The organism is Nocardia sp. Root136 (assembly GCF_001427185.1).
GTDB classification, from domain to species: Bacteria; Actinomycetota; Actinomycetes; order Mycobacteriales; family Mycobacteriaceae; genus Nocardia; species Nocardia salmonicida.
The window spans coordinates 421919-434201 of the sequence record NZ_LMFE01000010.1 but is presented as its reverse complement, the minus strand read 5'-3'; the positions used below and the strand labels follow the sequence as shown (position 1 = coordinate 434201).

The following is a 12283-nucleotide window of genomic DNA, read 5'->3' as shown; positions in this document are numbered from 1 at the left end:
TCCTCACCACACCGGCAACCGCCTGCGGTGCTCGGTGACATCGGTGATCAGATCCCGATAGCCGTCGGTCAGTTCGGCAAGACGACACCATTGCAGATGGGTGCGAGCCTCCCGCTGCCGTGGTGTCGTCTTCGTTGGTGCCGGTCCGGCCATGGCCTGCTGGGCGGCTACCCATTTCGCGGCCATCCGGTCGATCACCGCGCCGAGGGTCTCGGTGTGCAGCGAGGCGCCGACGCGGTGTTCCACATGGGTGGCGACCCACTCGTCGATGTGGGCGATGAGCGCGACGCGGTCGTTGTCGATGTCGTCGACGAGGCGTCCGCACGCCGCGCCGGTGCTGCTCGACGCGGCGGGGTCGCGTGCCTGCTCCAGGGCTCGGCGGCGGCGATCGTGGCAGCTCGCGAGGTCTCGGGCGGCGTCGAGAACGCGGTGTCGCGTCGGGTCGGGGTGGTCGGTTCCGAGGAAAGCCCGCAACAGTGCCGAGGGTGTCGGTAACTGCGCGGCGTCCAGACGGTGGCCGTGATCGATCGGCATGGTGGCCCCTGACAACGCTGTGTACATGGATACGCCAGGGCCGAGGAGGAGGTGTCGGTGTGCGCTCCCCGGCACCGGCGTAGCCCCGCCCGGACGTCGACAAATGTCCGCGACGCTGCGGGTGGAGAAGACGGCCCGGGGAAAATCGGGACCCTCCCAGGAAAGCGCGATCCGGCGGCGACGCGCAATAGTGCGGTGAACAAACCCGGCTGTCGGCAGAAATTGTTATCCACCATTACGGCCGGGTCTCCCCGTGAGTACTCCCCGATAACCCCGGGGCACATTTCCGGCAATCATTTCGGCGCCGAATGCACTAACCTCGATAATTGTGCCCGCCTACGTGTCCTCGCCGGAGCTGACCTTCGGGTTCCTGTTCGCCCTGGAATCCCCGGAGCGCATCGCCGATGTCGTGCGCGGCCTCATGGAACGTCGTGCGGTGTCGGTGTTCCGGCTCGCTCGCCTGTCCGACGACGAGGGCCCACCCGAGCGCTACGTCGTGAACTGGGCGGCCATCCCGCAGATTTCGATCACCACCGGAGCACCCGCCGACGAGGAACTGCGCGCGCAGCGGATCATGCTGGTCAACGCCTTCCTGGGGGAGGGCGGCGAGGTGAGCATGTACGCGGGAAACCCGGACGGGCCAAGCTGAATTCAGCGGGTCGACTCGTAGATCCGGCGGACCACGTCTTCTATATCGGGTTCCTCGATCGACAGATCGCGCACCTGCGCCCGGTCCGACACCGCCGCCAGTAAAGCCGCCGCGGTTGTCTTCTCGGCGTCGAAGGCGAGGCGCTGGCGCATGCCGCCCGCCTCGCTGGACAGCAACTGTGCCCCGCACGGCAGGTCATCGAGATCTGGTGTGGGAGCGGCCAGGTCGACCACCAGTACCCGGCGCGCGCCGACGGTGGCGCCGAGCCCGGCCAGTGAACCGTCGTACACCAACCTGCCGTAATCGACGACGAGCACCCGATCGCAGAGTCGTTCGATATCGCCCATATCGTGGGTGGTGAGCAGCAGCGTGGTGCCGCGCTCGATCCGTTCGGCGCGCAGGAACTCACGTAATCGCTGTTTGGACAGCACATCGAGGCCGATCGTCGGCTCGTCCAGGATCACCAATTCGGGCGAATGCAACAGTGCGGCCGCCACTTCCGCGCGCATCCGCTGACCGAGCGAGAGCTGGCGGACCGGGGTGTCGAGGGTGTCGGCCATTTCCAGCTGTTCCACCAGTTCGTGGGTCCGCTTGTCGGCGATATCGGGATCGAGGCGGTGGATCGCCGCCAGGATCGAAAACGACTCGTGCAGTGGCAGATCCCACCACAGTTGCGAACGCTGCCCGAACACGACCCCGATGCGCGAGGCGAGTTCCTTTCGCTGACGCACCGGCTCGAGGCCGCAGGTGCGCACAGTTCCGGTGGTCGGCACGAGGATGCCGGTGAGCATCTTGATGGTCGTCGACTTGCCCGCGCCGTTGGCGCCGATATAGCCGACCGCGGAGCCGCGTTCGATCCGGAAACTCATGCGGTCGACGGCGGTGATGGTGTCGCGATGTCTGCGCCAGCGTCGGCCGTTCTTGCGGTAGACGGTGAATTGCCGGGTGAGGTCATCGATGTCGATGATCGGTTCCTGGTGCTCGTGCTCGTCCATCATCTATCCCCCTCCTCCCTGATAGTGCCTCGTACCGATCCGCCATGCCGCCGATGCGAGCAGCCACACCCACGCCGCGGCGAGTGGCGTGAGCCACGCCGACCACGCGGGCAGCAGCGGCGGCCCCGGCAGTCCGAGTAGGGCGATGGTCGGCACGTACGCCGTGAACGCGACGGGAATCGCGAACCCGAACAACAGTTTCAGCGGTGTCGGGAACACAGAGGCCGGCTGCATCGCGGCGAACGACCCGCCGTAGGTGAAGCTGTTGGTGAGCTCGGCACCGTCTATCAAGAAGAACTGTAGTCCGGCTGCGCATACGAAAAGGCCACAGAACAGCGCAATTCCACTGAGCAGGGTGATCACGATCAAGGTAACCGGGGCGATGCCCCAATCGATATCGTTGCGCCACAGCCCGATCCCGAGCACGATCACCGCGACCGCGGCCCGTGCGAGTCTGCGTAACGAGATGTCACTGGTCACCAGCTGCAACAGCAGTGGTTGCGGGCGAAGGTGATATGCGTCGAGGGTGCCCATCCGAATCATCGACGGCAGCGAGTCCAGGTGCCCGACCGCGACCTGGGCCAGCGCGAACGAGGTGTTGGACAACCCGAACAGCAGCAGCGCCGCGTCGACATCGAGGCCGCCGAGGGTGCCGACATTGTGGAAGATCACCCACACCTCACCGAACTCCACCAGCCCGATCAGGAAGGCGCTGAACACCTCGGTGGCGAACGAGAGTCGGTACACCTGCTGGGCTTTCACACGCGAACGCAATACTGCGAGATAGGGAGTCAACCAGGTCCCGGCAACAACGCGCGCGGAATCCGGTTCAGCCACCCTGTACCTCCAGCCTGCGTTGTCCCGCCCGCAGCAACACCCTGCCGAGCAGTCCGATCGCCAGCACCCAGAAGCCTTGTATCGCAACGATGATCATGGCCTCCGACCCAGCGGCCCGCCCTGACAGCGTATCGATCGGGGCCTGCAGGATGGAGGGAAACGGCGTAGACATGGCCACGACACGCAGCCAGTCGGGGAACATGTGCACCGGGACGAAAAGCCCGGCCAGGAACGTTCCGACGATCTGATACAGCACCCGGATACCGCGGATCTCGACCACCCAGAACCCGATCAGCGCCACCGCGAACAGGCACAGAAACGACAACGCCACCGCCAGCAGCACACTGATCAGGCCGAGTACGTAGGCCACCGGCGTGCTCGGCATCGACAGGCCGAAGGTGGCAGCGCCGATGACGATGCTCGGCACCCCACGCGGCAGGATCGTGCAGGCGGCGCGGCCCATATCGGTGGCCAGGTAGCCGAGTTGGACGTCGATCGGGCGCAGGAAATCGATCGCCACGTCACCGGATTTGATCCGGTCGACCAGATCGATCTGCGGCCCCATGAACTGGGTGGCGCCCAACAGCGCCTGCGACAACCACACATAGGCGCCGATGGTTCCCTCGTCGTACCCGCCGAAATCACCGGCGGCACGCACCGCCGCGACCATCACGGCCGCACGGACGAACCCGAACACACAGTTGGTGAACAGCCCGGCGAACATCGCCAGCTTGTATTGCGCCTGCCGCTTGAACCCCGCCCGCGCCAACGTCCAATACACCCGGAAAGCCCCAGGCTTGCGACGACGCCGCACTGCGAAAGCAAGCCCACCATCCCCCACCACATTGCCCCGCACAATCAGTCAACTCTATGCCGATCGCCCAGAATCAGGACGGAAACGGCACGTATCGCTGGTGCTCGCCGCGCGCGGGGCTATCGGGACATGCTCAGTCCTTGGGGAAGCCCGTCGCGAACAAGATCGCGATGGCGACCGAGCTGACCACGGAGATGGCAAGGATGATCCACATGGGGCGAAAGATTACCCGGCCCCGGACCCTCTCCCGGCATCGCATCACCGTGGTCAGCATCGGTGCAGGTCACGACGATATATGCGGGTGGTGGCGACGACCGGTTATTTGTCGACCACCGTGATCGTGGCCTCGTTGGCGTCGACCTCCGGGTCGGAGGGATTCGCGTCGGACTTCACCGTGATGCGCGACTTGTCGACGCCGGCGCCCTCGAGCGCGGCCGCGATGTTGTCACCGCGTGCCTCGGCCAGGGTTTTGGCCTCGGCGACATTCGAATCCTGGGCGTAGGTCGTGATCTGGATCTCGGTGTCGTTGCCCTGCAACGGGAGCGCTACCGCTTGGAGGGTCGCGGCGGCGACGGCGCCGAGGTCGGAACTGCCCTCGTCGAAGGTGATCGGTGCGGCGGACAAGACCGTGTTGATCGCGTCTTGAACCGCTTGTTGCGCGGTGGCGCGCACGGAGCTGACGACCGAGGACGCCGTCGAGGCGACGCTGCTGCGCATGGGGTCGGTGTCGGTCGTCGTCGAGGTGACGGTCGAGGTGACCGCCGGGGCGGACGCGTCATCGTCGGAGCTGCACGCCGCGGTCAGCAGCACGACCACCGCGATCGATGCGATCCCACAGATGCTGTTTCTGACGTTCATCGGAGTCTCCTGGTCTGTCGAATGGCGGACAAGTGGGCCTTGCGTGCGTGGTGCTTCGATCAGTCGCCCGGAGCAGGCGGCTTCGAACTCGTTGGAGCGGATCCGACCTGCGAGTGCCGGGGGATCCGCCCGGTGCCGAACAGTGCCGCGATGGCGAGAAGGGCGGTCAGGGAGAACGCGACTCGCAGCGCGTCCAGGCGGGCCTCCTCGTTGACCTCGAGGATCTCGGTGGCCTGCGGCTCGGGAATTGCGTTGTCGCGCAACGCCTCCCGCAGTTGGGTGTCGGACAGGAAGGGGACGCCTGCGGCCAATTCGGTGGTGGCTTGTTGTTTCACCGCGGGCGGCACATCGGGGTCGTCGTTGATCCCGGCGACGACCGAGGCACTCAGCGTCGCGATGAGTACCGATCCGACCAACGCCGTTCCCAGGGACGCACCGAGATTGGACGCCGTGTTCTGCAACCCGCCTACCTCGGCGCTCTGCTCGTTCGGCACGGCCGACACGGTGACCGCGCCGAGCTGAGATGCCAAGGCTCCCAATCCCACTCCCATCAACAACATGGGGATGGCGACCACACCCGCGTCGGCGCCGGGATCCATGCCTGCCACGAGGAAGAGGATGCCGACGATCATGGCGGCCATTCCGGCCCGGACGACGCGGCGAGGATTGGCGCGCGGCCAGATCTTCGGTATTCCGACGGCGGACAGCAGCAATGCCACCGACAGCGGAACCAGGCGCAGTCCGGTCTGCAAAGCGCTGAGTTCCAGGACAACGGTCAAGAACAGCGGAACGGTGAAGAACACCCCGGCTTGCACTGTGAACTGGCCGAGGAACATCGTGAGCCCGCCGGTGAGCTGCCGATTGCGGAACAGCGCGGGGTCGACCAACGGCTCGCCGCCGGTATCGGCGAGGTGGTTCTGCCAGCGCGCGAAGACATAGAGCAGCAGCATTCCGCTCAGTAGCAGCCACACGACCGGCGAGAGCCCGACGATAGTGGCGCCGCCGGGTTTGGGTTGGACCCAACCCCACTCACTCGACCGCAGCACGCCGTAGACGATCATGCCGAGACTGAGGACGGAGAGCACCGAACCGATCAGGTCGATCCGGACCTTCGCCGGCGCGACGTCGTTGATCCGACGTAGTGCGAGAAGGATGATCACGACCAGGACCGACTCGCCGGCGAACACATACCGCCACGACGCGAATGTGGTCACCGCGCCACCGATCAGTGGCCCCGCGGCGACGGCCATCGCACCGGCCGCGGCGACCATACCGTAGGCGGCGCTGCGGCGCTCGGGCGGAAAGTTGGCCGCGACCAGGGCGACGATCGCGGGCATGATCAAGGCGGCGCCGATGCCTTCCAGCAGTGACCAGCCCAGCAGCAACACGGGCAGGCTCGGCGCCAACGAGGTGGTCAGCGAACCCGCCCCGTAGATGACGAGACCGATCGCGAACGCTCGACGTCGGCCGATGATGGTGCCCACCTTGCCGCCGGTGATCATCAAGGTCGCCATGACGAGCGTGTACAAGGTCATGGCCGTCTGGATGCCGGTGATGGTGGTGTCGAGGTCCTCGGCGACCTGCGCCATCGACACGTTCATCACCGAGGTGTCCAGCGTCATCAGGAACTGACCGGACGCCAGCACCAGCAGCACCACCCCGGATCCGGCGGCCACCGCACGCGACGGGCCGCTCGAACTCATGAGCCGGGGCTCTCGGGCATCGGGGCCTCGCTTCTGTGACCAGAGGGACGATGCTCAGATTCACACACCGACAGCGTGCGCGGCTCACCCGAAAAGGGTGAGTCGGCAGAACCCGACGTCAACGCCTCGCTATTTCACGGCTATTCCGCAGCGGCCCGGCCGGAGGTAGATTCGATGTGCGGCATAGGCCGAAATTATGCGTGTGGTCGGAGCCGCGACGGCATCGAAAGGCCGTCAGGTGAACGACGTCCGAACCACACTGCGAGGTGCAATGTCCGATGACACCGGATCAACTCATGGAAGAGGCTTGCAGACTGGCCAAAGAGTCTGTCGACAACGATTGGGGCGGACCGTTCGGCGCCGTCATCGCGAAGGATGGAGAGATCGTCGCGCGAGGGCAGAATCGAGTGCTACTCACTGGTGACGCCACCGCGCACGCCGAGATAGAAACCATCCGCAAGGCTGCCCTGGTACTCAACGGCGAGGCCCCGACCATTGCCAAGGAGCACCAGAACGAGGCGACGCTCGAAATGGTCCCGCGACCCGAGGGATCGGCCGACAAGGTCCCGGAACGCGCGAGAATGTTGATGGGGATGGAGATATTCATCAGCGGCGCACCCTGTCCCATGTGTATGAGCGCCATCTATTGGGCGCGACTCGATGCCGTGCATTTCGCGAGCGATCTGGCCGACACCAGCGAAATCGGCTTCGACGACGCGTATCAATACGAGGACTTCACGAGGCCGCTGCCCGAACGGTCCGTGAAAATCGAGCAGTTCCGCAGGGATCTGGGCGCCGAAGCGTACAAGACCTGGGCCGAAAAACCCGATAAGCACCCGTACTGACATGGCGGCGTCGACAGCACCGTCGCCGAGGCCGGCCTCGGCGACGGTGGTCATCACGCAGCAGCCTCGAGTCGGCCGCGAGGTCGAGTTCCGACGGTGGCAGGCCGAGGTCAACGACGCTGCGGCGGCCTTCCCGGGATTCCTCGGCGCCGAGGTGACGCCACCGGGTGACGCCCAGTCCGACTGGTCGGTCGTGTATCGGTTCGACAGCATCATCAACCTCGAGCGCTGGCTCGCCAGCGATACCCGCGACGAACTCATCGCGAGAGGAACGGCGCTGTTCGAGCAGCCGTCGACGCAGCATGTGCTGGTCGACGAACCGGACGAAGAGGTGGTGACCGTCGTCGTCTCGCATCCCGTTGCGCCCGAACGTGAGACGGAATTCATCGCCTGGCAGGACCGCGTGACCGAGGTCGAGCGGACCTTTCGAGGCTTTCGCGGATCCGGGCTGCATCGGCCGATTCCCGGTGTCCAGAGTGACTGGACGATCATCTATTCCTTCGCCTCGGCCGAGCATCTCGACCATTGGCTCGAATCACCCCAGCGCAAGGCGCTGCTCGAGGAAGCGCCGGACTTCAGCGAGTTCGAGGTTCACCGCATCGCCAACCCCTACGGGTCGTGGTTTCCGCCGAGTCAGACCGGCGCGGAAGGCGGTCCCGCGGCGTGGAAGACGGCACTGTCGGTCCTGGTAGGGCTGTATCCGACGGTCGTGATCCTGACTGTGGTCATCGCCGAGATCTGGCCGGGCGCGCAGCTGTGGATCAGCCTGTTGGTCGGGAACATCCTGTCGGTCAGCCTGCTGACCTGGGTGGTGATGCCGATCGTCACCCGCGCGCTGGGATTCTGGATGCGATCGGGCCCACGCCCCGACCCCCGAACCGACCTGGTCGGACTCGCCTGTTCGGTGGGTTTCCTGACCTTCGCCGCACTCTTCTTCTACCTGGTGACAAGGGTGTTCTGGACGCTTCCGTGACGTGTACTCGCTGGTGCGAAAGTCCCTGGCTGGTAGAGCGTCGCGCTCGGAGCCCGCGGCGGCCCTGACCCCATGTTCATGCAGGTCAGGGCCGCTTTGCGCCCCCGGCAGGAATCGAACCTGCGACCTAGGGATTAGAAGGCCCTTGCTCTATCCAACTGAGCTACGGAGGCAGTCGCATCCACCTTGGCCGAAGTCGGCCGTGCTGTCCAGCTCGAAAAGTATAGCGACTGACCGGATCGTCGAGCGGGGGCTCGGGTGTGACGCCCCATGAGGGCGTGGCCGGGCACGCCGAACTACCCTCGTTGTCATGTCGTTATCGCAGGACTCCACCGCGGGACCCGCCGTCGACGGCGGACCACCGGCGGAATCGGGTCCGGCGGCGTCGTTCGGTGTGCTCAGCGTCGTGGCCGGGTGTATCGCCGCGGTGGTCGCGGCCATGGTGGTCGGGTTGTCGGCGGCGCACGCGCTCAGTTTGCTCGGTATACCCGATCCCGGGGCGTTGACAACATATGGATTGCCCGCGCTGCGCGCGGTGGCCGATCTTGCTGCCGCGGTGACCGTCGGGTCCCTGTTGTTCGCGGCGTTTCTGCTGCCCCCGCGGGGCGGGGGTCTGCTCGACGTCGGTGGATATCGGGCGGTTCGGCGGGCCTCGGACGCCGCGCTGGTGTGGGCCGCGAGTGCTGCGCTGCTGGTGCCGTTGACGGTGTCGGATACGACCGGTCAGCCGGTGAGCGCCCTCTGGCGACCCGAAGTGCTGTGGCCGGTGATCACGCAGGTCGAGGTGGCGGGCGCCTGGCGGACAACGGTGTTGTTCGCGCTGATCGTGGCGATCGGCTGCCGCTGCGCGCTGCGGTGGGGCTGGACGCCGGTGCTGCTGGTCGGCGCGTTCGTGACCATGATGCCGCTGGCGCTGACCGGGCATTCGTCTTCCGGCGGGTCCCACGATGTGGCGACCAATTCGCTGATCCTGCACATGGTGTCGGCCTCGGTCTGGGTGGGCGGCCTGGTCGCGGTCCTGGCGCACGCGATGCGCGGCGGCGCGAATACCGATATCGCCGCCCGGCGATTCTCGGTGGCCGCGACCATCTCGATCGTGGTGATCGGCATCAGCGGTGTGGTCAACGCCTGGGTGCGAGTGCCGGTATCGGACCTCTTCACCACCACCTACGGCAGACTCGTCCTCGCGAAAGCAGCCGCGCTGTTGGTGCTCGGCGCCATCGGCTACCTGCAGCGCCGGGCCTCGCTGCCCGCGCTGGCCGCCGACCCGCGCGACCGCGGCGCGCTCATCCGTTTCGCGGGCGTGGAGATGCTGATCTTCGCCGCGACCATCGGGCTGGCCGTCGGCCTCGGCCGTACTCCGCCGCCGCCACCGACCACGGTGCCGACGCCGGTCGAAGTGGAACTCGGCTACAACCTCGCGGGCCCGCCCACGGTGAGCCGCCTGCTGTTCGACTGGCGCTTCGACCTGATCTTCGGAACCTTGGCTATCGTGCTCGCCGCGCTCTACCTGCTCGGTGTCCATCGAATGCGCAAGCGCGGGGACGCCTGGCCGGTCGGCCGCACCATCGCCTGGTGCAGCGGCTGCCTGGTGCTGTTGCTGGCCACGTCGTCGGGGGTCGGGCGCTACGCACCGGCGATGTTCAGCGTGCACATGGGCGCACATATGGCGCTGTCGATGCTCGGGCCGATCCTGCTCGCCCTCGGTGGAGCGGTGACCTTGGCCTTGCGCGCGCTCCCACCCGCCGGACGCGGCGGTGTGCCCGGCCCGCGCGAGTGGATTCTGGCGGCCGTGCACAACCCGGTCTCACGCTTCCTCACCCAGCCCGTGGTGGCATCGGTGATCTTCGTCGCCGGGTTCTACGCGCTGTACCTGGGCGGCATCTTCGACACCTACGTCGACTCGCACGCCGCCCATCTGATGATGAACACGCACTTCCTGCTCAGCGGCTACCTGTTCTACTGGGTGGTGATCGGCATCGATCCCAAGCCGCGCGAGGTGGCGCCGCTGACCAAGCTCGCGATGGTGTTCGGCACGCTGCCGTTCCACGCGTTCTTCGGCATCGCGCTGATGAGCATGACGACCGTGCTCGGCGACTGGTTCTATCGCACCCTCGACCTGGGCTGGAACATCGACCTGCTCGCCGATCAGCGCAACGGCGGCAGTTTCGCCTGGGCCAGCGGTGAGGTTCCGCTGGTCGTGGTGATGCTCGCGCTGCTGATCCAGTGGTCACGCAGCGACAGCAAGCTGGCCAAACGCACCGACCGGGCCGCCGACCGCGACAACGACGCAGACCTGACCGCCTACAACGCGATGTACGCCGAACTGGCGCGTCGGGACGGCGAGGTCCGCCGGTGAGCCGATCCGGTGTGTCGGCGAGTGAATCGACCGAGCGAGCCGAGCCGGAGCGGGTGCTGCGCACCGATGTGCGCTCGGCGCGACGGCGGTTGGCCGGGCGGGTGCGCAAGACGCCGGTGTTCCACACGAGTGTGGAGGGGCCGAACGGGCCGGTGCCGGTCTCACTGAAAATGGAATTCCTGCAGCACGGCGGCACATTCACGGTGCGCGGCGCGCTCAATGCCCTGCTGACCACCGAGAGCGGCGCCGACCATGTGGTTGTCGCCTCGGCGGGCAATGCGGGCATAGCGGTCGCGTTGGCCGCCGCGCAGCTGGGCAAGGAATGCACGATCGTCGTGCCGGAGTCCGCGCCGCACACCAAGGTGGCCGCGATGTGGGCGCACGGCGCCGAAGTGCTGTGGCACGGAACGAGCTATGCCGAGGCGCAACGTCGGGCCCTCACCTTGGCCGCCGAGCGCGGGGCCGACCACCTGCACGCCTACGACATGCCTGCTGTGGTGGCCGGCGCCGGTGTCATCGGGCTGGAGCTGGAAGAACAGGTACGCGGCAGGCCACCGGTGCTGGCCGCGGTCGGTGGGGGAGGGCTGATCGCGGGCCTCGGCGCCGCGTTGGGCAAGCGCAGGGAGATCGTCGGCATCGAATCCGAGCACATCCCGGTGCTGTCGGCGGCCCTCGCGGCAGGAAGACCGGTCGATATCGACGTACCGCCGCGGGCTACCGAGCTGCTGTGCGCGACCCGGGTCGGCGATATCGCCTTCGATATCGCCCGCCGACACCAGATGCCCGCTCTCGCGGTCGCCGACGACGCGGTCGGCGCCGCTCGCGAATACCTGTGGCGTGAATTCCGCGTGGTGGTCGAGCTCGAAGGCGCCGCCGCGCTGGCCGCTGTGCAGAGCGGCGTGTACCTGCCGGAGCCCGGCGTACGCCCGATTGTGGTCCTGTGCGGGGCGAATACCGAGCTTCCCGTCCTCTGACACGGTCGATATCCACACACGCCCGATTCATCCACAGATTCACTCCGCGCCTCCCACACCCCCGTTCGCCACGTCATTGTTGAGTGGTCAGAGCAACAACGGTGTATTCGAGCGGGGGCGAACACGATGTACGAGGCACACGCGACGGTGGTCGGGACCGTCATCACCCATCCGATGCGGCGCGATCTCCGGAACGGCGAGCAGATGCTGACCTTCCGGATGGCGAGCAATTCGCGCCGCTTCGACGCCGAAACAGGGGAGTGGACCGACAGCGGCACGCTGTATCTCACGGTTTCGTGCTGGCGCAGGCTGGTGGCAGGGGTGGATCGATCGTTGCACCGTGGCGACCCGGTCATCGCCTACGGGCAACTCCGCTCGCACGAGTACCGCGGCAAGGACGGCACCGAGCGGCGGGATCTGGAGATGCGCGCGATCGCGGTCGGGCCGGATCTGGCGCGATGCCACGCGAGCGTTGTTCGCCGGGCCGAAGGCATGCGGTCGCTGCCGCACGCGGCGGTGCGGAATATTTCCGACCCTCGCGGCGCTGCCCTACCGGAGGCCGACGACGCTGCCACCGGGTATGCGTCGACCGAAGCCGTTGCCGTAGCCTGTACGACCGTGGCGGATGCTGTCCCCGCGCGATCGCCGGACGTGGTGTCCAGCACCAACGGTGCCGAGCAGGTCGACGCATGAGGGTCGTTTCCGCGGCACTCGACCCTTCCGTATCCCGTCCCCGTTTCTC

The 12283-nt window shown here is 66.7% G+C and carries 12 protein-coding genes and 1 tRNA gene; 6 read left to right on the top strand and 7 right to left on the bottom strand.

Annotated features, from left to right (window positions below; translation table 11 throughout):
* Positions 1–3: 3 nt before the first annotated feature.
* Positions 4–534: a DUF4254 domain-containing protein gene (locus ASD42_RS26960; protein ID WP_056821874.1), complete on the bottom strand. Its 531-nt coding sequence runs from the start codon at positions 532–534 to the stop codon at positions 4–6.
* Positions 535–862: 328 nt separating this feature from the next.
* Between ASD42_RS26960 and ASD42_RS26955 the strand changes: the two genes are divergently transcribed.
* The gene (locus ASD42_RS26955) at positions 863–1183 is read left to right on the top strand and encodes a hypothetical protein (protein ID WP_056821573.1); all 321 of its coding nucleotides are present in this window, start codon (positions 863–865) and stop codon (positions 1181–1183) included.
* Positions 1184–1185: 2 nt separating this feature from the next.
* Here the strand turns inward: ASD42_RS26955 and ASD42_RS26950 are convergent, their stop codons facing one another.
* The 5 genes from ASD42_RS26950 to ASD42_RS26930 form a co-directional block, all read right to left on the bottom strand.
* Positions 1186–2178 carry an ABC transporter ATP-binding protein gene (locus ASD42_RS26950; RefSeq protein WP_056821873.1) on the bottom strand — a complete coding sequence of 331 codons (993 nt, stop codon included), beginning with the start codon at positions 2176–2178 and terminating at the stop codon, positions 1186–1188.
* Positions 2179–2181: 3 nt separating this feature from the next.
* Positions 2182–3015, bottom strand: a complete 834-nt coding sequence (locus tag ASD42_RS26945; protein WP_056821572.1) for an ABC transporter permease — start codon at positions 3013–3015, stop codon at positions 2182–2184.
* The gene (locus ASD42_RS26940; protein ID WP_063893743.1) at positions 3008–3796 is read right to left on the bottom strand and encodes an ABC transporter permease; all 789 of its coding nucleotides are present in this window, start codon (positions 3794–3796) and stop codon (positions 3008–3010) included. The genes ASD42_RS26945 and ASD42_RS26940 overlap by 8 nt, the downstream gene beginning before the upstream one ends.
* 351 nt (positions 3797–4147) lie before the next feature.
* The gene (locus ASD42_RS26935) at positions 4148–4687 is read right to left on the bottom strand and encodes an OmpA family protein (RefSeq protein WP_056821570.1); all 540 of its coding nucleotides are present in this window, start codon (positions 4685–4687) and stop codon (positions 4148–4150) included.
* A 59-nt stretch (positions 4688–4746) separates the two neighbouring features.
* Entirely contained in the window at positions 4747–6390 is a 1644-nt protein-coding gene (locus tag ASD42_RS26930; protein ID WP_056821569.1) for an MFS transporter, read from the bottom strand.
* A 278-nt stretch (positions 6391–6668) separates the two neighbouring features.
* Between ASD42_RS26930 and ASD42_RS26925 the strand changes: the two genes are divergently transcribed.
* Both ASD42_RS26925 and ASD42_RS26920 read left to right on the top strand, forming a co-directional pair.
* The gene (locus ASD42_RS26925) at positions 6669–7235 is read left to right on the top strand and encodes a nucleoside deaminase (protein WP_056821567.1); all 567 of its coding nucleotides are present in this window, start codon (positions 6669–6671) and stop codon (positions 7233–7235) included.
* Between the two features lies 1 nt (position 7236).
* On the top strand, positions 7237–8208 hold the full coding sequence (locus ASD42_RS26920; RefSeq protein ID WP_056821566.1) for an antibiotic biosynthesis monooxygenase: 972 nt from the start codon (positions 7237–7239) through the stop codon (positions 8206–8208).
* 99 nt (positions 8209–8307) lie between these two features.
* On the opposite strand, the gene ASD42_RS26915 is transcribed toward ASD42_RS26920, so the two are convergent.
* Positions 8308–8381 (bottom strand) — tRNA-Arg (locus ASD42_RS26915).
* A gap of 137 nt (positions 8382–8518) precedes the next feature.
* Here ASD42_RS26915 and ASD42_RS26910 point away from each other — a divergent pair.
* The 3 genes from ASD42_RS26910 to ASD42_RS34035 all read left to right on the top strand — a co-directional run bounded on the left by ASD42_RS26910 (position 8519) and on the right by ASD42_RS34035 (position 12234).
* Positions 8519–10567, top strand: coding sequence for a cytochrome c oxidase assembly protein (locus tag ASD42_RS26910; protein WP_056821565.1), 2049 nt, complete (start codon positions 8519–8521; stop codon positions 10565–10567).
* Positions 10564–11541, top strand: coding sequence for a serine/threonine dehydratase (locus ASD42_RS26905; RefSeq protein ID WP_235569836.1), 978 nt, complete (start codon positions 10564–10566; stop codon positions 11539–11541). The genes ASD42_RS26910 and ASD42_RS26905 overlap by 4 nt, the downstream gene beginning before the upstream one ends.
* A 126-nt stretch (positions 11542–11667) precedes the next feature.
* Positions 11668–12234 carry a single-stranded DNA-binding protein gene (locus ASD42_RS34035; RefSeq protein WP_084787324.1) on the top strand — a complete coding sequence of 189 codons (567 nt, stop codon included), beginning with the start codon at positions 11668–11670 and terminating at the stop codon, positions 12232–12234.
* Positions 12235–12283 lie beyond the last annotated feature (49 nt).

What these genes read in the sequence shown, in the direction of transcription:
- ASD42_RS26960 (WP_056821874.1), bottom strand. Translation starts at nt 534, where the DNA reads ATGCCGATCGATCACGGCCACCGTCTGGACGCCGCGCAGTTACCGACA.
- ASD42_RS26950 (WP_056821873.1), bottom strand. Translation starts at nt 2,178, where the DNA reads ATGGACGAGCACGAGCACCAGGAACCGATCATCGACATCGATGACCTC.
- ASD42_RS26935 (WP_056821570.1), bottom strand. Translation starts at nt 4,687, where the DNA reads ATGAACGTCAGAAACAGCATCTGTGGGATCGCATCGATCGCGGTGGTC.
- ASD42_RS26930 (WP_056821569.1), bottom strand. Translation starts at nt 6,390, where the DNA reads ATGAGTTCGAGCGGCCCGTCGCGTGCGGTGGCCGCCGGATCCGGGGTG.
- ASD42_RS26925 (WP_056821567.1), top strand. Translation starts at nt 6,669, where the DNA reads ATGACACCGGATCAACTCATGGAAGAGGCTTGCAGACTGGCCAAAGAG.
- ASD42_RS26920 (WP_056821566.1), top strand. Translation starts at nt 7,237, where the DNA reads ATGGCGGCGTCGACAGCACCGTCGCCGAGGCCGGCCTCGGCGACGGTG.
- ASD42_RS26910 (WP_056821565.1), top strand. Translation starts at nt 8,519, where the DNA reads ATGTCGTTATCGCAGGACTCCACCGCGGGACCCGCCGTCGACGGCGGA.
- ASD42_RS34035 (WP_084787324.1), top strand. Translation starts at nt 11,668, where the DNA reads ATGTACGAGGCACACGCGACGGTGGTCGGGACCGTCATCACCCATCCG.